21 protein-coding genes are annotated in these 19,901 nt (G+C 66.4%); 14 read left to right on the top strand and 7 right to left on the bottom strand.

The window, feature by feature from the left end; genetic code table 11:
• Positions 1-6: 6 nt before the first annotated feature.
• A complete protein-coding gene (locus ACZK5N_RS12785) occupies positions 7-1,326 on the bottom strand; it encodes an ISL3 family transposase (protein WP_463625094.1) in 1,320 nt (439 codons plus the stop codon).
• A gap of 112 nt (positions 1,327-1,438) precedes the next feature.
• On the opposite strand from ACZK5N_RS12785, the gene ACZK5N_RS12790 reads away from it, so the two are divergent.
• The 11 genes from ACZK5N_RS12790 to ACZK5N_RS12840 all read left to right on the top strand — a co-directional run bounded on the left by ACZK5N_RS12790 (position 1,439) and on the right by ACZK5N_RS12840 (position 11,277).
• Positions 1,439-1,930 carry an ATP-binding cassette domain-containing protein gene (locus tag ACZK5N_RS12790; RefSeq protein ID WP_459019733.1) on the top strand — a complete coding sequence of 164 codons (492 nt, stop codon included), beginning with the start codon at positions 1,439-1,441 and terminating at the stop codon, positions 1,928-1,930.
• On the top strand, positions 1,927-2,730 hold the full coding sequence (locus tag ACZK5N_RS12795; RefSeq protein WP_459019734.1) for a hypothetical protein: 804 nt from the start codon (positions 1,927-1,929) through the stop codon (positions 2,728-2,730). Before ACZK5N_RS12790 ends, ACZK5N_RS12795 begins: the two co-directional genes overlap by 4 nt.
• On the top strand, positions 2,727-3,314 hold the full coding sequence (locus tag ACZK5N_RS12800; RefSeq protein ID WP_459019735.1) for a hypothetical protein: 588 nt from the start codon (positions 2,727-2,729) through the stop codon (positions 3,312-3,314). Before ACZK5N_RS12795 ends, ACZK5N_RS12800 begins: the two co-directional genes overlap by 4 nt.
• 115 nt (positions 3,315-3,429) lie before the next feature.
• Positions 3,430-3,657, top strand: a complete 228-nt coding sequence (locus ACZK5N_RS12805; RefSeq protein WP_459019736.1) for a FitA-like ribbon-helix-helix domain-containing protein — start codon at positions 3,430-3,432, stop codon at positions 3,655-3,657.
• Positions 3,654-4,046 (top strand): type II toxin-antitoxin system VapC family toxin, encoded by a 393-nt coding sequence (locus ACZK5N_RS12810; protein ID WP_459019737.1) that lies wholly within the window; start codon positions 3,654-3,656, stop codon positions 4,044-4,046. Before ACZK5N_RS12805 ends, ACZK5N_RS12810 begins: the two co-directional genes overlap by 4 nt.
• Positions 4,047-4,385: 339 nt before the next feature.
• Entirely contained in the window at positions 4,386-6,641 is a 2,256-nt protein-coding gene (locus ACZK5N_RS12815; RefSeq protein WP_459019738.1) for a hypothetical protein, read from the top strand.
• A 175-nt stretch (positions 6,642-6,816) separates the two neighbouring features.
• Complete coding sequence (locus tag ACZK5N_RS12820; protein WP_459019739.1) at positions 6,817-7,476, top strand: DUF2278 family protein; 660 nt, start codon at positions 6,817-6,819, stop codon at positions 7,474-7,476.
• Positions 7,477-7,661: 185 nt separating this feature from the next.
• The gene (locus tag ACZK5N_RS12825; protein ID WP_459019740.1) at positions 7,662-8,693 is read left to right on the top strand and encodes a TRAP transporter substrate-binding protein; all 1,032 of its coding nucleotides are present in this window, start codon (positions 7,662-7,664) and stop codon (positions 8,691-8,693) included.
• 68 nt (positions 8,694-8,761) lie between these two features.
• Positions 8,762-9,418 carry a TRAP transporter small permease gene (locus ACZK5N_RS12830; protein ID WP_459019741.1) on the top strand — a complete coding sequence of 219 codons (657 nt, stop codon included), beginning with the start codon at positions 8,762-8,764 and terminating at the stop codon, positions 9,416-9,418.
• 2 nt (positions 9,419-9,420) lie between these two features.
• Complete coding sequence (locus tag ACZK5N_RS12835; protein WP_459019742.1) at positions 9,421-10,731, top strand: TRAP transporter large permease; 1,311 nt, start codon at positions 9,421-9,423, stop codon at positions 10,729-10,731.
• A gap of 105 nt (positions 10,732-10,836) precedes the next feature.
• Positions 10,837-11,277, top strand: coding sequence for a GNAT family N-acetyltransferase (locus ACZK5N_RS12840; RefSeq protein ID WP_459019743.1), 441 nt, complete (start codon positions 10,837-10,839; stop codon positions 11,275-11,277).
• Between the two features lie 484 nt (positions 11,278-11,761).
• On the opposite strand, the gene ACZK5N_RS12845 is transcribed toward ACZK5N_RS12840, so the two are convergent.
• Positions 11,762-12,157 (bottom strand): hypothetical protein, encoded by a 396-nt coding sequence (locus ACZK5N_RS12845; protein WP_459019744.1) that lies wholly within the window; start codon positions 12,155-12,157, stop codon positions 11,762-11,764.
• 314 nt (positions 12,158-12,471) lie between these two features.
• Here ACZK5N_RS12845 and ACZK5N_RS12850 point away from each other — a divergent pair, with 314 nt between their 5' ends.
• On the top strand, positions 12,472-14,337 hold the full coding sequence (locus ACZK5N_RS12850; RefSeq protein ID WP_459019745.1) for a multicopper oxidase family protein: 1,866 nt from the start codon (positions 12,472-12,474) through the stop codon (positions 14,335-14,337).
• An 84-nt stretch (positions 14,338-14,421) separates the two neighbouring features.
• Here the strand turns inward: ACZK5N_RS12850 and ACZK5N_RS12855 are convergent, their stop codons facing one another.
• A complete protein-coding gene (locus tag ACZK5N_RS12855; RefSeq protein WP_459019746.1) occupies positions 14,422-14,625 on the bottom strand; it encodes a cold-shock protein in 204 nt (67 codons plus the stop codon).
• A 107-nt stretch (positions 14,626-14,732) separates the two neighbouring features.
• On the opposite strand from ACZK5N_RS12855, the gene ACZK5N_RS12860 reads away from it, so the two are divergent.
• Positions 14,733-16,076 (top strand): TrkH family potassium uptake protein, encoded by a 1,344-nt coding sequence (locus tag ACZK5N_RS12860; protein ID WP_463625095.1) that lies wholly within the window; start codon positions 14,733-14,735, stop codon positions 16,074-16,076.
• Positions 16,066-16,740: a potassium channel family protein gene (locus ACZK5N_RS12865; RefSeq protein ID WP_459019748.1), complete on the top strand. Its 675-nt coding sequence runs from the start codon at positions 16,066-16,068 to the stop codon at positions 16,738-16,740. Before ACZK5N_RS12860 ends, ACZK5N_RS12865 begins: the two co-directional genes overlap by 11 nt.
• A 3-nt stretch (positions 16,741-16,743) precedes the next feature.
• Here ACZK5N_RS12865 and ACZK5N_RS12870 read toward each other — a convergent pair whose 3' ends face one another.
• From ACZK5N_RS12870 to ACZK5N_RS12885, 4 genes are read right to left on the bottom strand one after another with little or no spacing between them, the layout of a single operon-like run.
• Positions 16,744-17,673 carry an ABC transporter substrate-binding protein gene (locus ACZK5N_RS12870; RefSeq protein WP_463625096.1) on the bottom strand — a complete coding sequence of 310 codons (930 nt, stop codon included), beginning with the start codon at positions 17,671-17,673 and terminating at the stop codon, positions 16,744-16,746.
• Positions 17,670-18,386 (bottom strand): ABC transporter permease, encoded by a 717-nt coding sequence (locus ACZK5N_RS12875; RefSeq protein WP_459019750.1) that lies wholly within the window; start codon positions 18,384-18,386, stop codon positions 17,670-17,672. The genes ACZK5N_RS12870 and ACZK5N_RS12875 overlap by 4 nt, the downstream gene beginning before the upstream one ends.
• Positions 18,383-19,051, bottom strand: a complete 669-nt coding sequence (locus ACZK5N_RS12880; RefSeq protein ID WP_459019751.1) for an ABC transporter permease — start codon at positions 19,049-19,051, stop codon at positions 18,383-18,385. Before ACZK5N_RS12880 ends, ACZK5N_RS12875 begins: the two co-directional genes overlap by 4 nt.
• The gene (locus ACZK5N_RS12885; RefSeq protein WP_463625097.1) at positions 19,048-19,857 is read right to left on the bottom strand and encodes an ABC transporter ATP-binding protein; all 810 of its coding nucleotides are present in this window, start codon (positions 19,855-19,857) and stop codon (positions 19,048-19,050) included. The genes ACZK5N_RS12880 and ACZK5N_RS12885 overlap by 4 nt, the downstream gene beginning before the upstream one ends.
• Between the last annotated feature and the right edge of the window lie 44 nt (positions 19,858-19,901).

Here is a 19,901-nt window from a genome sequence, read left to right on the forward strand (position 1 = left end):
GGCTCATCACAATCCAGGGTGTAGTCGGGGTCTGAATCCGCCGGTCTCGAGCAGTGATCTGGCGATGTAGTTGGTGAGGTTCCGGAAGCCGAGTGCTGATCCGCGGAGATGTTCCAGGCGGCCGTTGAGGGCCTCGGTGGGACCGTTCGAGGTGCCGGGCCGGTCGAAATAGGCCAGCACGTCGTCGGCTCGCTTCTTCAGCGTTCGGCCGAGTGTGATCACCTCGCTCAACGCGGCGGGGACGCCCTGGCTGACCGAGGCGATCAGGCTGGTCATCAGGGCCCGGCCTCTGGTCCGATCGGGTTCGCGGTAGGCGGCGATCATGCGTTGGTAGATGCCCCAGGTGGCTTCGACCTCGACATGGTCATCGCCGGCGAACAGGGCGGTGAGCCGGTCCTTCTGTCGGTCGGTGAGGAGGTCGGTGCCGGTGTGGAGGGTGCGGCGCGCCGAGTAGAGCGGGTCGCTGGTGCGGCCTCGGTGTCCGTGGATGGCTTGTTGGACGCGTCGGCGGCATCGGTCGAGGGCGTCGCCGGCGAGGCGGACCACGTGGAAGGGATCCATGACGGCGGTCGCGTCGGGCAGCTCTTCGGCGGTGGCGGTCTTGAACCCGGTGAACCCGTCCATCGCGACGACCTCAACTCTGTCGCGCCATGCCTGGTCGCGTTCGGACAGCCACTGCTTGAACGCCTGCTTGGAGCGCCCTTCGACCATGTCGAGCAGCCTGGCAGGCCCTGTCCGGGTGCGGATGCCGGTCAGGTCGATGATGACGGTGACGTACTTGTCACCGCGGCGGGTGTGGCGCCACACGTGCTCGTCCACGCCGATGGCCGTCACCCCGTCGAACCTGGTCGGGTCGTCGATCAGGACCCGCTTGCCTTCGGCCAGGACCGCCGTGTTGGCGGTGTTCCACGACACCCCCAGCCCTTCGGCGACCCGGGCGACGGTGAGGTGCTGCACGACCAGACCCTCCAACGCCCACCGCAGCCCGCGGCGTGACAGCTTCGCCCGCGGCTCCGCGGCGAGGCTGGTGTCTTGCCGCCACACATGCCCGCAGCCGGTGCAGCGGTAGCGACGGATCGTGACCAGCAACGTGGTCGGCCGCCAGCCGAACGGCTCGTGCGCCAACGGCCGGATCACGGTGTCACGCGCGAGGCCCTCGCAGTCGCAGCGTCGGCACCACTGATCCGGTTCCACGACCCGGCAGGCGAGCACCGCACGGCCCGGCTCCAGCAGTTGGCCGGTGACCTCCAGGCCGAGCTCGTCGAGCCGGCAGAACCGGGTCAGGTCAGGGCAGGCGAACCCCGCCTCAGGGGTAGCATCAGACACGTCGAGGTCTTCCAGATGGGCAGTGTGAGAACTTCCATCATCGGGAGACCTCGACCCCTACCCGGCCCGACGCGCCGACCATGCCCTACACCCTCATCTGTGATGAGCCCGTTTGGCGGCGCTCCAGCACGTCGCCTACATGCCGCAGTCCGGCGCTGTCCCCCGCAATCTCTCGGCTTTCGAGTTTGTCAGCTATCTCAGTTGGATGCGCGGCCTGAGCCGGCCAGTGGCTGAGGCCCGCACGGCCGAGGCGCTTGAGGCGGTCGGGCTCAGCGCCCGCAGCGGAGACAAACTGGGCAAGTTGTCAGGAGGAATGGTCCGTCGAGTGTGGTTGGCGCAGGCCTTGGCCGCGGAGGCTACGGTCCTGCTGCTCGATGAGCCAAGCACAGGTCTGGATCCGCGCCAGCGGGCGACCATGGTTCAGCTGATCCGAGAACGAACGAGCGGCACCGTTGTGCTGTCCAGCCACCTGATCGAGGACGTTTTGTCTTTGGCGTCCTCTGTCATCGTGCTGCGGAGTGGTCACATTGTGTACCAGGGGGCCATCTGTCCTGAGATGAATGAGGAATGGCTCCTTGGCATGATCGGGGAGGCCGAGGAGTGAGTGCTATCGGCATGTGGCTCCGAGCGACGTGGAAGTTGATTCTTCCTGTCCTTGCTTTGGCTCAGTTGGCGGTGATGGTCAATGTGCAGCCCGTTGACGGAGTCCCCTTCGGCTGGAGGCTTGACTGGGCCTGGATGCTCTCGGTATGGAGTGGGGCGACACTCCTGCTGTCGCCTGCATCGGCTGCTGCGGTTGTGGCGCTTGTGCTGCTGAACATCGGCCCCGACGTTCAGGAAGGGCTCCCTGCGAGTGTGCCGCGTTGGCGCCCTGTGGCGCACATTTCGTTGGCAGTTGCAATCCAAGGTTTGATCGTTCAGGCCGTGGCGCTGGCTGTGGGTAGTCTTACCTGCTGGTTTTGCGCAGCTGACGCCCGTGGCATGACGCTGCCCTGGCAGTTCTTCACCGGGCCAGCAGCATTGCTGGCCGGCGTGTCAGTTGGCTCGGCAGTTGCCCTGCTTGTACCCACTTTCTGGAGCATCCCCGGGGTGCTGTTCGCCCTCTTCCTGGGGCATCGGACCTTCTTCTGGAGGGGTTGGCCCGAGTTGTTCACAACCGAGATGGCGACGTGGATGGTGACGGGAGGCCGACCGATCCCCAGATTCCTTGCCGCTACGACGTTTCTCAACCTCGTCACCGCCGTCGCGATCTGCTCCGGCCTGGTCTTCATTGTGCACAACGGCCGCCGTCACCGTCCCTGGGTGGCCTTGTTCCTGTGCATCGGCGCGATCGCCACAGCATTGGCGATCTACCTGCCGTTCGTGTTCTCAGACGCCATGGACACCTATGAGCCACAACAGTGACCGTGCAGATGTCGGCACGACTATGGCGCTGGCCGCTGTTCCTCGCCGCCGTGCTCGTGTCAATGCTGTGCGTGTGGCTGTTCAAAGACCAGTCGATGCACATCCCAGTTGCTGACGGGCCGCGCTATACGCGGCAGTTCGTCGTGGCCTGGATGCCCGTGTTCGGATCCATCCTGCTGATCGACCCAACGCCAGACATCACAGCCACATTGCCCAGGGCCCGCCTCGTCTATCTATGCCTGCGCTGCTTGATGCTCATCGGCACCCTCACCCCTCTCATGGTGGTCTGGAGCGACTCAACCGACATCAACCACAACCTCTACGACGCCTTCGCCGCCGGAGCGCTACTCACCCTGGCTATCATCACAGCCTCCCGCTGGCACGCAGCCGGCCTGTTGACATCATCGCTGGTGTCGGTCATCTGGCTCCTCATCGGTGACACCCTCGCCACGGCTCTCCGGTTCTCCGACATCACGGGCCAGCAGCTGACACCAGGACCCTTCAACTGGCTACTCGCAGCCAGCACCCTGGGCACGGCCGGACTCTTCGTCCTCAGAGGATCGGGATCAACCAACTGGCGCTGACAAGACGACACACACTCGCGGACAATAGACAACACCTCGCTAACGTCCGCTCATACCGCGGTGAGACGGTGGGTCGTGTTGACTGCACATGCTAGCAGAGTGCTAGCATGGTGTTATGACGACCCTATATATCCGTGACGTCTCCGACGATGTCGCCGCTACCTTGAAGGAAAGGGCGGCCTCAGAAGGCATGTCGTTGTCGGCCTACGTCGCCGCAGAGTTGGCCAAGATCGCCACACGGCCCACCAACGAGCAGATCGTTGCTCGGCTCAGGGCGCGGGACCGCTCCAGCGGGCCCAGTTCCGACGACATCGTCGCTGCCGTGCAGGCGGGCCGCCGGTGATCGTGCTAGACGCCTCCGCGATGGTCGAGGCGCTGATCGGCAGCGAGGTGGCCGACGAGCTGCTGGATGCTCTCACCGGAGACGTGCACGCGCCGCACCTGCTCGACGTCGAGGTGTTGTCAGTACTCCGGGGCCTGCTCCTGGGCGGCAAACTCGATCCCGCTGTCGCGGAGGAGGTTCGTCGCGACCACTTCGCGTTCGCCATCAATGGCTACGAGGTCGCCCCATTGGCTGATCGGATCTGGCAGTTGCGTCACCAGTACACGAGCTACGACGCCGCGTACCTCGCTCTGGCCGAGGCGCTTGATGCACCGCTGTACACCTGTGACGCGAAGCTCGACAGCGGCGGCCACCACGCCAAGGTGCATCTGCTCCACCGAACGCACTGATCTGCCGCCCTCGGTGGTGCCCGATTCGCTCGTCGAAAGGCGACCGCGTCCCGTCCGCGACATCGGACTGCTCGACTCCGCGGTCCACCGCCCTGCGTGACTGTGACCCCAGCACGGGAGACCCGCTGGTGTTCAATGCCAAGAAGCTAGGCGCGCCGACACTGCCCGATTATCGCGGTCGCGCCGACGACCGCGATAACCAGGTCGTTCGCCTCGCCGTCAGGCGCGTCGAAGTCGGTGCCAACGAAAGTGCACCTCGATGCCCGTATCACAGGGGCCTGGTGCCGCCTCCTGAAGCGTGCACGGTCGGAACAGCCGGCCAGTCCGCGGGAGATTGCCATGATTGCCCAGTCCACGGAATCCGCCCCCAGCGCTGCGGCGGACGTACCGGAGAGCCGCAGCAGGTTCACCACGTTGCTGGCGGTGAACCCGAACTACTTCGGCAAAGTCGTCGACGGTCCTTTCGACGTGGTCGACGAGCAGAAGTCCAACACCGTCTATGAGGAGATCGGCTGCCTCGGTTACCACCCGGAGCGCAACCGTCTCGAGGCGACGATCGTGATCAAGCGCGCCTTCGGCTATTCCGGTGGCCCGTGCACCCCAGGCTCGACGCAGTACGTGCGGTTCTTCGTGCTGGAGAGCGGGTCGTGGGTCGACGCCGGACTGTCGGCGACCCAGGTCCATGACATCTCGATCGGCAAGGATTGCACCGGCGATCCGGACCACGCCTTCAGCCACGTGGTCGGGGTGACCTACGCACCGCGCCGACGTTTCTGCTTCACCCCGCAACTCCCGCGGGTCCGCGCGATCTTGTCGTGGCAGCAGGTGCCGCCCGCAGGCGACCCGGACTTCGTGCCAGTGTGGGGGGAGGTGCAGGAGGACACCATCCAGGTCCGTCCGCGCCCACTGGTCCGCTGGCCGGAGTTGGTCGAATTGCACCCGGACCTGCTCGACAAGGTCAAGGACCTGAACCTCCTCGAGGAACTCATTCCGGACCTGGATTTCGATCTCTTCGGCCCGGTGCCTCCCTTGCCTGACCCCATCGGCCCTGTGTCGCTCAATCCTCAGCCCCTGCCCCCCAACCATGCCGGCGCCGCGTTGGACGCCGTCCAGCTGGCCAAGGTCTACAGCAAGGAGCGGTTGCGCAAGCTCTCCAAGGACGCCGTCGACAACTCGGTTGCCAAGCTCGTCCTCCAACCGCCGCCACCGTCGCGTCTGGCCGCGCTCGAGGCCGCGCAAGTGATGTCGGCCTCGTTGACCGCGTCAGAGCTGTCCAGCCTGTCGATCAAGCTCAAGGACGTCGGCATCGCCTGGCAGGACCTCTTCGAGGACAACGAGGGCCTGGGCAACACGAGCTACGAAGAGCTCACGTGTGTGGGCCTCGACAACAATGCGGCCGAGCTCGTCGCGGCCTTCAGGGTCAAGCTGCCCACCGGCTTCAGCGGCGCTCCTTGCACGGCGGGGAGCACCGAATACGTCGCGTTCTGGGCGGACTGGGATGACGACTGCACTTGGGAGTATGTCGGCACGGTCGAGATCAACGCCCACGACTTCGTCACCATGCCGGCCGGCGGCCTAGGCTACGCAGCCACCCTGCCCGTCGATCTGAACAAGGTGCGACGGCACTGCGACAAGCCGGGCATTCACAAGGTCCGGGCCGTCCTGTCGTGGAACGCCGCTCCGTCCACCACCGACCCGAACTGGACTCCGCACTGGGGCAACCGGCTCGACGCGCATGTCCACGTCCACCCTGGAGCGGGCTACGACGGCACCGCCAGAATGACGATCGTCGGCGGCGTGAACACGTCGTTCATCAACCCGTCAACAGGCGTGACCATCCCGGGCGCGGTGTCCGCCTACAACGGCATCGCGGCCGATGTCCGGGGCTGCCCCTTCGGCGGCCGGGTTGTCGTGCATGGTCCGACCGACCCGGCGCTCGCGGGCACGACGTACCGGTTGCAGGTCAGCAAGAACGGCGGTCTGTTCGAGCCGGTCACCACCAGTTTCTGGGCCAGTGACAACCTGGGCGGTGGGGCGTGGGTGACCCCGGCGGCCGACGGCTCAGTGCAGTGGCCCGTGTGGTGGACCAACGGGCTGGGCGTGCTCGGCTACGTCGACACCGGTGGCGAGGGCAGCTGGCTCATCCGGCTCGAGGTCGGCTCCCCCTTCCTGGTGGCGCAGACTCAGCGCATCCGGCTCGACAACACCGGGCTCGGGCGCGACGGAAACCTGGTCAACGGCGCCCACGTCGCCGTCAACCCGGGACAGCTCGGACTCCAGGCGTGCGGGAAGTTCACTCAAGGCATGGTCATCAAAGGGACCTTCGACGCCAACGACGAGTGGCTGGACCGCTGGAGCCTCGGCCTGACCCCCGGCGGCAGCGTTGTGGTGCCTCCAGGGGCTCTGACCACGTCCACGACGCTGACGACCGTTGGTGCGCCAGGAGGGTCGACCTGGAAACTCGACACCTCAGCCCTCGAGCCGTGCGGCTACGTGCTGCGGATCTCCACACACGACCGGGCGATCGTCAACTCGGTGGTCGGGAGCGGGCACTACGCGTACGACGACCTGGGCTTCTGCATCGACAAAGCGTGAGGACGCCCTCTGGTCGAGGCGCGGCGGTTTCCATACGCCTCAGGCCTCGGCCAGGGAGCCTCGCTCGGCGGAAGGTGGCGGTGAGTGTCGACGCTGCCCTGGCGGTGGTGGACAACCAGCGGCACCGACGCGGGATCCGCGCTTGCGAATCCTGCCCTACTGAAGAGGAGTAGACATGCCCCTGAGTAGCGGCTACGGCTTGGTCATCGGGGCCAAGCACGACTACTTCCGGGATCCGCCTGACAACTTCGGGAGGTATTACCACGGAAATCTCGTGGTGCACACGCCCCTCGGCAACTACAAGTGCGCGATCGACGTCGATCCCAAGAACTTGCCAGACGGCATCCAGTGGCGGAAGGTGAGGATCCGCACCAGCGACTTCAGTGGCCTCAAGACCCTCGCCGACGGATGGCACGACCTGACATCGACGCCGACCTCCGGTGCCCTTGACTACATCCGATCGGCCCCGCTGCATCCACCCATCCTGATCTACACCGTGCGCTACGCCAGTTGCCTGTCCCGCCTGCTCTCGTGGCTCCGCTGGAACCCGCGCTGGAACAGCGGCACCGGAATCCAGGCGCTCACCGATCTGGAAAAGATCATCAACCAAGGCATCCGCTTCTACGTGTTCGGCGAACCGTTCACGAGCGGCTTGGGAGTCCACAACATCCACCAGAATCAGGGCGACCCCATCGGCAGTGGCCACGACCTGGAAAACGCCATCTGGCAGGACGGCGCCACGATCGTCGAGACCAGTGCCGGAGAGTTCTGGGCGTTTTTGAACAAGTTCAAGACCCAGTCCTTCAAGACCGATTCCCTAGGCCGCCCACTCTGACCCGCGCGACGGCGTCACGCCGCCGTCGACATCGACGGGATCAAGCACATGCACGGGATCATGTCCTCACCCAACAGGCGGGCAACAAGTGGCAACCCCAGGTGCCTGCCGGACTTCATTCGAGAGACTCACGGTCAAGATCCGCAGTTGGGTCGCGCTCGCGAATGTTTCCAAAGGAGTAGATCATGAAGCGCTCAAAGCCGCTTTCCATCGGTGCCATTTCCATCCTCGTGCTCGGCCTCGCCGCATGTGGTGGCGGCAGTGGTGACGTGGTGGCCACGTCCGCGGCCCCCGAAGACGGTGGCGGCAAGGCCATGCGCCTGTCGCTCAACCAGACCGAGGAGCACCCCTCGACCATCGCGCTCGAGTCGTTCAACGAGCGCCTCTCCGAGGCCACCGATGGCCGCTGGAGCATCGAGGTCTACCCAAACGAGACCCTGGGCGCACAGCAAGAGGCGCTGCAGATGGTCTCCAACAGCTCCGTCGACATGGCCATCGTGTCGGGCACCCAGCTGGAGAACCTCAACGAGGACTTCCTCGTGTTCAACATGCCGCTGGCCTTCGACAGCGTCGAGCACCAGATGAGCGTCATACAGAACGAGGAGATCGTGGGCGAGCTCTTCACCTCGCTCGAGGACGAACAGTCCATCACTGTCCTGGGTGGCTTCACGCAGGGCGCACGCCACGTCTACAACACCGAGGGTCCGATTCAGACCCCCGTGGACCTCGCCGGTAAGAAGCTGCGCGTCCAGGAGTCCGACCTCCACTTGGCCATGGCCAAGGCGCTCGGCGCCGAAGGCACCCCGATGGCCTACGGCGAGGTCTACACCGGTCTCCAGTCCGGTGTGCTCGACGCCGCCGAGAACAACGAGGTCTCGTACTACACGGTCAAGCACTTCGAGGTGGCGCCGTACTTCTCCCGCACCACCCACCTGGTGGGCCTCGACTACCTGATCATCAACACCGACGTCCTGGCTTCCATGTCGGAAGAGGACCGCGCCACCTTCGACGAAGAGTGGAAGGCCACCATGGATGAGCACGTCGAGATGTGGAGCGAGAAGACCGAGGAAGCGGTGACCCAGGCTGAGGCCGGCGGTGCACAGTTCAACGACGTCGACACCCAGGCATTCGCCGCGGCACTTGAAGGGCTGCAGGGGCAGTTCCTTACCACCGACTCGCAGAAGGCCCTCTGGGACGCTGCGCGCGGCGCCGCCTGACGTAGCCCATCGCGTGCGGTGGTGACGGCCGGTGAGGTCGTCTCCACCGCATCATTGGAAGGAAACAAGTGACTGCAGTCAAGAAGGGGATCGACCGGCTCCTCGCCGTCCTCGTCGCTCTCCTGTTCGCTGTGCTGACCCTCGTGGTGGTGTGGCAGGTCTTCGCGCGCCAGGTGCTGAAATCGGCACCTGCGTGGACCGGTGAGGCCGCCAACTACCTGTTCGTGTGGACCTCCCTGATCGGTATCGCCTTCGTATTCGGCGAACGCGGCCACATGGCGGTGACCTTCGTCGCAGAGCGGGTCCCGAAGCCCGTGCGCTACGTCACCGCGGTGGTCATCCAACTCATCATCATCGGTTTCGCCGTGTTGGTGCTGATCCTGGGCGGCTGGGAGAGCGCGATGAACGCCTGGCTCCAGAACTCTGTTTCCCTTCCGGTCAACATCGGCTGGATGTACCTGATGATGCCCGTGGCCGGGTTGTTCATCGTGTTCTACGCTCTCAACCACATCCTCGAGGACCTCCGCGGAGAAGGACCGCTTACCGTGGAGGACCCCACCGCTGCGCTCGAGCCGAAGCTGCCCGTCATCGCCGACGAGACCGTCATCACCCTTCTTGAGGAAAGTCCCGAGGACACCACCACGAAGCTCGACGAGCTCGAAGAAGAATCCGCCCATCCCGAGGCCCACAGGGCCGATGAGGGTGACCAGGAAGGGGATCGCTGACCATGGATGCAGCAACACTTGCCACAATCGTGCTGGTCGCGGGCGTTGTCGTCGGAATCGTGATGTCGCTGCCCATCGGTGTCACCATCGGTGTGCCGTCATTCCTCGCCATGATCGTCGTCGTTGGCGACGTCACGTTGGCGGCCGAGAACTCCGCGTCCCGGATGTTCACCGGCATCAACAACTTCACACTTCTCGCCATCCCCTTCTTCATCCTCGCCGGTGTGATCATGAACAAGGGCGGCATCGCCGGCAGACTCGTGGATGCGGCAAAGGTCTTGGTCGGCCGGATGCCCGCCGGCCTGGCGCAGACCAACGTCGCCGCCAACGCCATGTTCGGCGCCGTGTCCGGAGCGGCCGTGGCGGCCGCTGCGGCCGTCGGTCAGGTCATGCACCCTCGCTTGGTCAAGGACGGTTACAAGCCCTCCTGGGCGGCCGCGGTCAACGTAGCGTCCGCTCCCGCGGGCATGCTGATCCCGCCCTCGAACACGTTCATTGTCTACTCGCTCGTGTCCTCGACGTCCATCGCGGCGCTGTTCATGGCGGGCGTCGGGCCCGGTCTCGTGTGGACCCTGTCGGTGGCGCTGGTCGTGTGGCTGACCTACAAGAACAACCGCGTGGCAGACGCCGCGGCCGACGTGCATCCCACGTTCAGTCAGGCGATGCTCGTCCTCTGGCGGGCCGTCCCGTCGCTGTTCATGATCTTCCTCGTCGTCGGCGGCATCCTGATCGGCTGGTTCACGGCCACGGAATCCTCCGCGATCGCCGTGGCGTACTGCCTGGTGTTGAGCTTCATCTACCGCACCGTGAAGGTGCAGGAGATCCCCGGCATCCTCATCGATGCAGGTCGGACGACCGCGATCGTCATGCTGCTCGTGGGTGTCTCATCGATCCTGTCCTTCGTGATGAGCTTCGCACGGATCCCCCAGATGATCTCGGAGGCCCTCCTCGGCCTCACGGACTCCAAGACGTTGATCCTGATCATCATGATGGTGATCCTGCTCCTGGTCGGCACCTTCATGGATCCCACCCCGGCGATCCTGATCTTCGTGCCGATGTTCATCGGCATCATCGACCAGTTCGGCATCGACCGGGTGCACTTCGGCACCATGATCGTCTACAACCTCTGCGTCGGAGTCATCACTCCGCCTGTCGGCAACGTGCTGTTCGTCGGTACACGTGTGGCGGGCATCCGGCTTGAACCGGTCATCGGCAAGCTGCTGTGGTTCCTGCTTGCCATCGTGCTCGGCCTGTTCGTCGTGGTCTTCGTCCCGGAGATCTCGATGTGGCTGCCGCGCACCCTGGGTCTCTGATCCTTCGCCGCGGGCTCTTCGGTAGCAGTGCGGCGACTTCCCAGAGTGGGCGACGAGCCGACCCGTCCATCTGCGGCTGGGAGCCAATTCGGTACAGTCGATCACATGCGATCCGCCCCGTTCGTGCCCGTCGGCTTCGAGCCACCGAAGTCCCTCGTGACGAATCAATTCGTGCTCGAGCCGCTCGGGCCTCAGCACAACGAGGCCGACCATGGGGCGTGGACCTCCAGCATCGAGCACATCCGCGCTACGCCCGGTTATCCGAAGGGCGACTGGCCGCCGGTCAATGCCATGTCACTCGCGGCCAACCACGCCGACCTGACCCGCCATGCCGAGGATTTCTCCTCTGGCAAGGGGTTCACCTTCACGGTTCTGGACCCAGCGGACGGGAGCGTTATCGGATGTGTGTATCTCTATCCGGCTGAGGGGGAGGGCGACGTCACCGTGCGGTCGTGGGTGCGCGCCGACCGGTCACATCTCGACCGACCGCTGGCTGACAGGGTCGCGGAGTGGCCCTGGCAACGCCCCGACCGTTGCGGCCGTTGACGGCCCGCTGAGCGTCACCCCGCCTGACCGATCTCCATCGGCCGACTGAGAGACCCAGGGGCGGAAGGAGCCGCCATTCTTGAAATCGGATCTGCCGGTCCCCCTGCGCTAGAATAGTGCGGGTGAGCGATTGAGTGCGGGACGGCGGGCAGCGGGACATCGCTGCGCTGTCGGCCTACTCCGCGGCGAGCGTTCCACCACCACCGAAGGCACGTTCCGGCGGTTCCGATGGGTGGCCGTGCTGATCTCCCTGGCCATCCTCGTGCTTGGCGTGGCACCCGAACTGGCGCGCGCCGCCGGGCTCACACCCCCTCAGCGTAGGGAGCGTCCTGCTGGTTCTTCTGATCGTGCTCGCCCACGACCTGACGGGGGTTTCCTCATGGAGCCGGACCCCGCTCCGGATCCAGCACGCCCCACGGAGCCCGGCGCGTAACCCGGCCACTCCGGAGGGGACATACGGCGTCGGCAGCCCCCGGACGGCTGCTCAGCCTGGCTGGTCGCCCCCCAGGACTTCGATCTCCACGCGGTGACGCCGCTCCCACGTCAACACCGCGCGAACGCCCTCAGGGCCCCGGCGCACGTCCGACAGCAGCACGGCCGCTCCACGGAGCACTGCGACTGCCGCGAAGCCCAGGCCGCCCCTGCCGTCACCTCGTGCCAGCACGGTGGTGCCGTCCGCGAATCGCAGCCGGACCGCGCCGTCGGAGCCGAAGCTCTCTGCGCCGCGCAGAGGGGTGCCGCGGTTCTTGACGCGGGACAGCGCCGCGAACAGGTGGGTGGCGAGCGCCGCACTGTGCTCAGCCGCAGTGGCGTCCAGCGCGGCGGATAAGTCGCGGTCGAACAGGTCGTCGAACGAACCGTGGGGAGGGCGTTCCCGCATGATCCAGTATTACCTCCGGCTCCCCGTCACAAAAGGGTCCGCGCGAAAGGGGTTCACAACGAAACGCCGTCGTGTGAGACTGATTCATGGCCCAAGACCCAGCCGGTCGACAGTCCGGCACCCTCTTCTCCCGTAGAGTTTTCTTCGTAGGCGGCGCCGCGGGAGTCCTGACGCTCTACAGCGTCGGCACGGGGGGAGTGCCCCAGGCAGTGGCCGCCCTCCCAGGTGGGACTCTCGCCCCGAACAAGATCAGGAAGTTCCGGACACCCCTCCTTGTCCCCCCTGCGATGCCGAGGGCGGATACATCCGCGGACATGGACGTCTATCGGATCTCGATGCGGCAATTCAGGCAGCAGATTCTTCCCGAGCCGCTGCCCAACACCACCGTGTGGGGATACGGCCCCACCGACGGCGGCATCTTCCACGCGCCGTCGCTCACCATTGAAGGCGTCGTCGACAAGCCCATCCGCGTCACGTGGGCCAACGAGCTGGTCTCCGCCGACGGGACGCCACTGCCGCACTTACTGCCGGTTGACCCCACCCTGCATTGGGCGAACCCGCCCGGCGGGCCTGAGGGGCGCGACACGGCCCCCGATTTCGACGACAAGACCTACGTACCCACCGGCACCAAGGACGAGGCCGACGCGCTGTCTGAGGACGAGTACACCCGCTACTGGGGCCCAGTGCCGATGGTGACGCACGTGCACGGCGCGGTCGGCGTGCATGAGGAGAGCGATGGGTACCCGGAAGCCTGGTACCTTCCGGCGGAGGTCGCTCCGGAGGGCTACGCAGCCGAGGGCACGTGGTACGAGACCTTCGCGGACGAGGCGAAGCAGCGCTACGGGGCGACGTGGGCCGCGGGGACCGCCGTGTGCCAGTATCCCAACCACAACCGGGCCTCAACGCTGTGGTTCCACGACCACACCTTGGGACTGACGCGCCTGAACGTGTACGCCGGACCTGCAGGGTTCCTGATCCTGCGAGGCGGCGACTCCGGCGAGGACCAGATCACGGTCGGCGGCAGCGGGAATCCGGCGGTACTGCCAGGACCTGCGCCACAGGTGGGCGATTCGCCGGACACCACCTACTACGAGATCCCGTTGGCCATCCAGGACCGCTCTTTCAACGCCGACGGCTCGCTGTTCTACCCCGACGCCCGGGCGTTCTTCGACGGCGTCACCACCGATTTCATTCCTGACGGTGAGATCCCACCTATCTGGAACCCCGAGTTCTTCGGCAACGTGATCATCGTGAACGGGCGCGCCTGGCCGTTCCATACCGTCGAGCAGCGGCGCTACCGGTTGCGGCTGCTCAACGGGTGCCAGTCGCGGTTCCTCATCGCGGACTTCTCTCCCGTCAAGGGCGTCTCCGTGTGGCAGATCGGCAACGAGGGCGGCCTCCTGGCGGCAGCAGTCGACCTGACCGCAGCCCGGAAGAACCAGGTCCTCCTCGGGCCTGCCGAGCGGGCCGACCTCATCGTGGACTTCACCGCGGTCCCGGTAGGGGATTACCCGCTGAACAACGCCGGCCCCGACGCGCCCTTCGGCGCCCCGAAGTTCAAGGCCGCCGACCGCGCCTCGACCGGCCGCATCATGCAGTTCCGCGTCCGCCCCGCAACGTCGACAGACCCGACGACGCCGCCGGCACTGCTGACGCTTCCGGCGGTGCCCCCGGTGCAGGGCGACCCCACCGTCCGACGCCTCGCGCTGCTGGAGGTGATGTCCGACGCGCTGGGCGTGCCGATCGCGGCGATGCTGGGCACACTCCACGAGGGGAACCCTGCTGAGGAGCCCGTCGAGGCCATGCACCACATGTGGGGCGAGGACGAGGTGGCGGTGACGGTCACGGCCGGCACCACCGAGATCTGGGAGTTCTACAACACCACGATGGACGCCCACCCGATGCACGTTCACGAGGTGACGTTCGAGGTGGTCGACCGGCAGGCCATCACCGTGGGCGTGGGGACCGGGATGTCTCCGACGGTCCGGCTCGTCCCGGGAACAGCCCGGCCACCCGAACCGTGGGAGACGGGGCGTAAGGAGACCGTGATCGCCTACCCCGGCGAGGTGACCCGCATCAAGGCCCACTTCGGCGTGGAGGGGCGGTTCGTGTGGCACTGCCACATCGTCGAGCATGAGGACAACGAGATGATGCTGCCGTTCGTCATCGAGCCGGCATGATCACCCGGGGCTGACGCCTGTCCCTGGAGACAGTGCGACCCCCCGCCGGACATCAGTCCGACGGGGGGTCGCGGTCAGGCAGACTCAGAGGGCCCGGATGTTCGCGGCCTGGAGCCCCTTGGGCCCGCGCTCGGTCTCGTACTCGACCTTCTGATTTTCTTCGAGGTTCCGGTGTCCCGAACCAGCGATCGCGCTGAAGTGCGCGAACACATCGGCCGAGCCGTCATCGGGAGCGATGAAGCCGAAGCCCTTGTCTGAGTTGAACCATTTGACAGTGCCAGTGGCCATGACATTTATTCCTTCTTGCCTGGACCACGTGTGTGGCCGCTGGTCAATCTTATGCCATCGGAGGCCCTTTGCGGTATCCGAGCAGTGAAGAGACCTAGAATCGGCGCATGCGGCTCACTCGATGGCTGGGTCATCCCGCCCGTGTCATCCCCGCCGTGTACCTCATCGCGGTGCTAGTGGGCACGGGTTTGCTCCTGCTTCCGGCCGCCACCGCGACGGGAGAATCCGCCCCGTTGATCCATGCCGCATTCACGGCCGTGTCGGCGATCTGCATCACCGGATTGACCACCGTTGACACCGCCGTCTTCTGGAGTCCGTTCGGTCAGGTGCTCATCATGGGCCTCATCCAGGTGGGCGGTTTCGGCATCGTGACCCTGGCCAGCCTGCTCACCCTGGTGGCGACGGGGAGGATCTCGCTGCAGGGCTCCCTGGTGGCAGGTCAGGAGCTGCACGGGGGGGTCGGTTCGGTCCTCCGGGTTCCCAAAATGATCGCGCTGGTCATGCTGACGGCTGAGGCGCTGACCGCCGCCGTCCTCACCTTCTCCTTCCGCCCATACACCGACGGCTGGGCCTCTGCCGTATGGCAGGGCACCTTCCACGCCGTCTCGGCGTTCAACAATGCCGGGTTCGCGCTCTACAGCGACAACCTCATGAGCTTCGTCGGCGATCCGGCCGTCATCGTTCCCATCTGCGTGGCGCTCATCGTGGGCGGCCTGGGCTTCCCGGTGATCCTCGAAGTGGGTCGACGGATCTTCCGGCGCGGGCGCCGCACCACCGGGTGGAGCGTGCACACGCGGCTCACGATCCTCGTCACGGTGTCGCTGCTGGTGCTGGGGGCTGTGGTGTTCGCGCTCGCCGAATGGAACAACCCCCGCACTCTCGGCGGCATGCCCGTCGATGACCGGGCCATGGCCATCCTGGCAGGAGCCGTCTTCCCGCGGACGGCCGGGTTCAACTCGATCGACTACGGGACCGTCAACGAATCCACCCTGGGCCTGTACTACGTCCTGATGTTCATCGGAGGAGGCTCGGCCGGAACCGCGGGTGGGATCAAGGTGGGGACGATCGGCATCATCCTCGCCACCGTCGCGGCTGAGTTGCGCGGTGAGCCACAGGTGGTGGTGGGGAACCGAGCCATTCCCGCGACGGTGCAACGCGCGGCCCTCGCCGTCGTGATGCTAGGTGCGACAGCGGTGGCCCTGGCTACCTTCTTCATCGTCGTCCAGGAGCGCTTCACCCTGCAACAGGTCCTGTTCGAAACCATCTCGGCGTTCGGTACGGTGGGCCTCTCCACAGGCATCACGGCACACCTCACACCGCAGTCGCTCGTCGTCCTCATGGTGCTGATGTACCTCGGCCGCGTGGGCACCGTCTCAGTAGCCGCGGCTCTGGCCATCCGCGCGCGCCACCGTCGTTACGTCCTACCGGAGGAGAACCCCATTGTCGGCTAGAGCAGATCGCAGAATCTCCGACGACACCGTCCTGGTGGTAGGCCTGGGCCTGTTCGGGTCCGCCACTGTCCGGGCGCTCGAGGACATGGACGTACCCGTCATCGCCGTCACGGACGACCACGCGTTGGCGACCCGGTACGCCGATGAGTTCACCCACGTCATCGAGATGGACTCCTCGGACCGGGACGCGCTCGACCAGATCGGGGTCCAGCAACTCCGTAAGGCGGTGGTCGCGCTCAGCAAGGTGGAGCTGTCGATCATGACCGTGCTCGCGCTGTCCGAGGCGGGCGTCCAGGAGATCTGGGCGCGCGCAGCCACCCGCGAGCACGGTGCCATCCTGGAGAGGATCGGCGCCCACCACGTCGTGTACTCCGAGGCCTCCACAGGCCGTCGGGTGGCGCACGCCGTGTCGGGCTTCATGATCGACTACTTCGAGTTCGAGGACGGGTTCGCCATCGCACGCACGCGCGCACCGAAGATGACGCTGCACAAGACGTTGCGGGAGTCCATGGTGCGCACCCACAACCGGATCACGGTGGTGGGGGTCAAGCGGCCCGGACAGGACTTCATCTACGCCATCCCCGAAACCGTCATCGAGGAGGGCGACGAGCTGATCGTCTCGGGCCGCGTCGACCACGTGGACGCGTTCTGCCGGCTCAGGTGAGCGTCAGCTGAGGCCCTCCTCCACCAGCCAGGTGGCCGCGATGTCGGCGGCGGGGAGCTGTTCGCTCACGCTGCGGGCGTTGAGGGCGATCAGCTCATCGGGGCTCATGGCCGCGCTGACCTCGTCGATGATCGCTGCAGCGTTCTCGTCGACGTCCTCGCTGGCCAGCGGAACCACGTGGGAGGCCAGGAACAGGCCCTCGTTGTCCTCCAGGGAGACCAGGTCGTTCTGGGCGATCGAGGGGTCAGCGGTGTAGATGATGGCCAGCTGGATGTCGCCGTCCTGCAGCGCCTTGACCGTCAGCGGGCCACCGCCATCCTCGATGGGTGTGAAGCCCACCTCGATGCCGTACTTCTCCGCCAGCCCTGACGGACCGTTGGGCCGGGTCTCCGCCTCGGAGTTGGCGCCCAGCGTGAGGGGTGTGGTGACCTTTTCGAGGTCGGCCACCGTCACCAGATCCCACTCGTCCGCAAACGCCCGGGTCACCACATAGGAGTCCTGGTCCGTGGCCTCGGACTGGGCCAGCACGCGGAGGCCATCGGGCACCACGCCCTCGAGCTCGGCGTACACATCCTCGGGCAGCCGCGACGTGGCTCCCGGCTTCCAATACTGCAGCAGCGGGCCGCTGTACTCGGGGAAGAGGTCGATGCTGCCGGACTCGATCTCGGGCAGGTACGCCTCACGCTGCCCGATGCGCAGCTGGCGCTCCACCTCGTATCCCTCGGCCTCCAACGCCTGGGCGTAGATTTCGGCGATGATCTCGTTGGAGTAGTAGTCCTGCGAGCCGACCACGATAGGGCCGGACTGTTGCGCGGAAGTGGTGGTGGCCGGCGCCGCGGATCCTGTGGCGAGGGGGTCACCCGCGGCGCACGCCGTCAGGGCGAGCACCCCGGCGACGGCGAGCGGTACGAAGCGGGACACTGTGCGATTCATGAGGATTCCTTTTCTGTGGGACTCGGTGAGGGGAAGGTTCGGGGGGAGGCGCCAGCCGGATGGGCCACGCGTGAGGACCAGCGCTGTGCCGCTGCCAGGGCCACCTCCAGTGTGAGGGCGAGAACGATCACGATGAGGGAACCGCCGAGCATCTGCGCGTAGTCGCGGGTCTTGAGTCCGGCGAACAGGTAGCGGCCCAGCCCGAAGTCCGCGGTGTAGGCGGCCAGGGTGGCCGTGGCCACCACCTGCAGGGTGGCCGCCCGCAACCCACCGAGGGCCACTGGGAGCGCCAGCGGCGCCTCCACCTGCATGACGACCTGCATGGGGCTGAAGCCGATGGCGCGCGCCGCCTCTGGGACGGCCGCGTCGATGGCCTGAACCCCGGAGTAGACGCCCGCCAGCAGCGACGGGATGGCCAGCACCACCAACGTGAGCAGCGGCGCCTCGAGACCGATCCCCAACCACAACCCGAACAGCGTGAGGAGGCCGAGGGAGGGGATGGCGCGGGCGGCTCCGGTAACGGCCGCCACCGCGCCGGAACCCCGCCGGGTGTGTCCCACGGCGGCCCCGACAGGGACCGCGATGAGGGCGGCCAGCGCCACCGCGGCCCCCGTGATGAGGAGGTGCTCGGCCACTCGCCGCGGAATGCCGCCGGGGCCTTGCCAGTGGCTGGGATCGCCCAACCATGCCAGGGCATCAGCGACGAGGGTCATCGGCGCACCTCCACGACGGACACGCGCCGGGGGGACTGAGCGACCCATGGCGTGATCATCCGCCCAGCGGCGATCAGCACCGCGTCGAGCAGCAGGGCCAGGACCACGGTGAGCACCACTCCGGTGGTGACCTCCGCGACGATGCCGCGCTGGAACCCATCGGTGAGGAGAGTCCCCAGGCTGGGCACGCCGATCAGGGCGCCGATGGTCACGAGCCCCACGGTCGAGACGGTCACCACACGTACGCCGGCCAGGATGACGGGCGTCGCCAGCGGCAGGTCGACACGCCACAGGATGCTGGAGGGGGAGTGCCCGACGGCGACCGCTGCGTCGCGGACCTGCCGGTCCACGGACCCGAAACCGTCCGCGACACTGCGCACCAGGAGCGCGACCCCGTAGAGGCTCAGCGCCGCGATCATGGTGGCAGGCGAACGCAACGGCGTGCCGAACACCACCGGGATCACGATGAGCAGTGGAAGAGCGGGCACGGCGTACAGCAGGCTTGCGACCGCCAGGAGCGTCCCTCCGGCGCGCGGACGGCGGAAGGCCAGTCTCCCCAGCGGGAGAGCCAGCGCGATACTGATCGCCACGGACGGCACGGTCAGCAGCAGGTGGCCGAGCACCAGCTCAAGGACCTGCGGCCAGTTGTTCGTCGCCCACCTCACGTGATGATCCCGACCGCCTGGCCGCCGGCGTCCACCGCTACGCGTCGGCCCTGGATCTCCACGATGCGGAGGCTGCGCTGACCCCGGTCCGCCCCGATGAACGTGCGCACGAACAGGTCAGCTGGGTTGGCCATGATCTCGACGGGCGTGCCGCGTTGGGCGACGTCGGCCTGCGGCCGAAGGACCACCACCTCGTCTCCCAGCCGGAACGCCTCGTCGACGTCGTGGGTGACGAACACGATCGTCTTGCCGAGCTCGGCTTGCAGGCGGAGCAGCTCGTCCTGGAGATCACGTCGCACGAGCGGGTCCACGGCGCCGAAGGGCTCGTCCATCAGCAGGATGTTCGGATCCGACGCGAGCGCCCGCGCCACCCCCACGCGTTGCTGTTGGCCACCGGAGAGCTGCGCCGGGTAGCGGCGGGCGAGAGACGCAGCCAGCCCCACCCTCTCCAGGAGCGCCAGAGCACGGGCGTGCGCGTCCCGCCGGCCGGCGCCGTTGAGAATCGGCACGGTGGCCACGTTGTCGGCGACCGTGCGGTGGGGGAGCAGACCGCCGCTCTGCAGCACGTAGCCGATGGAACGACGGAGCTTCACCGGGTCCGCGTCGCGCACGTCCTCGTCGTCGATGAGGACGCTGCCGGAGGTTGGTTCGACCATGCGGTTGACCATGCGCAGGAGAGTGGTCTTCCCACTGCCGGAGGATCCCAGCAGCACCACGGAGCGGTGCGACGGAACTATGAGCGAGAAGCCTCGAACAGCCACGGTGCCGTCCGGGTAGGCCTTGGACACGTTGCGAAACTCGATCACGCCGCCAGCATACGAGCCGCTTTCACCTCGGCACCCGGGTTTCA

It is taken from the genome of Tessaracoccus pujii (genome assembly GCF_055326215.1).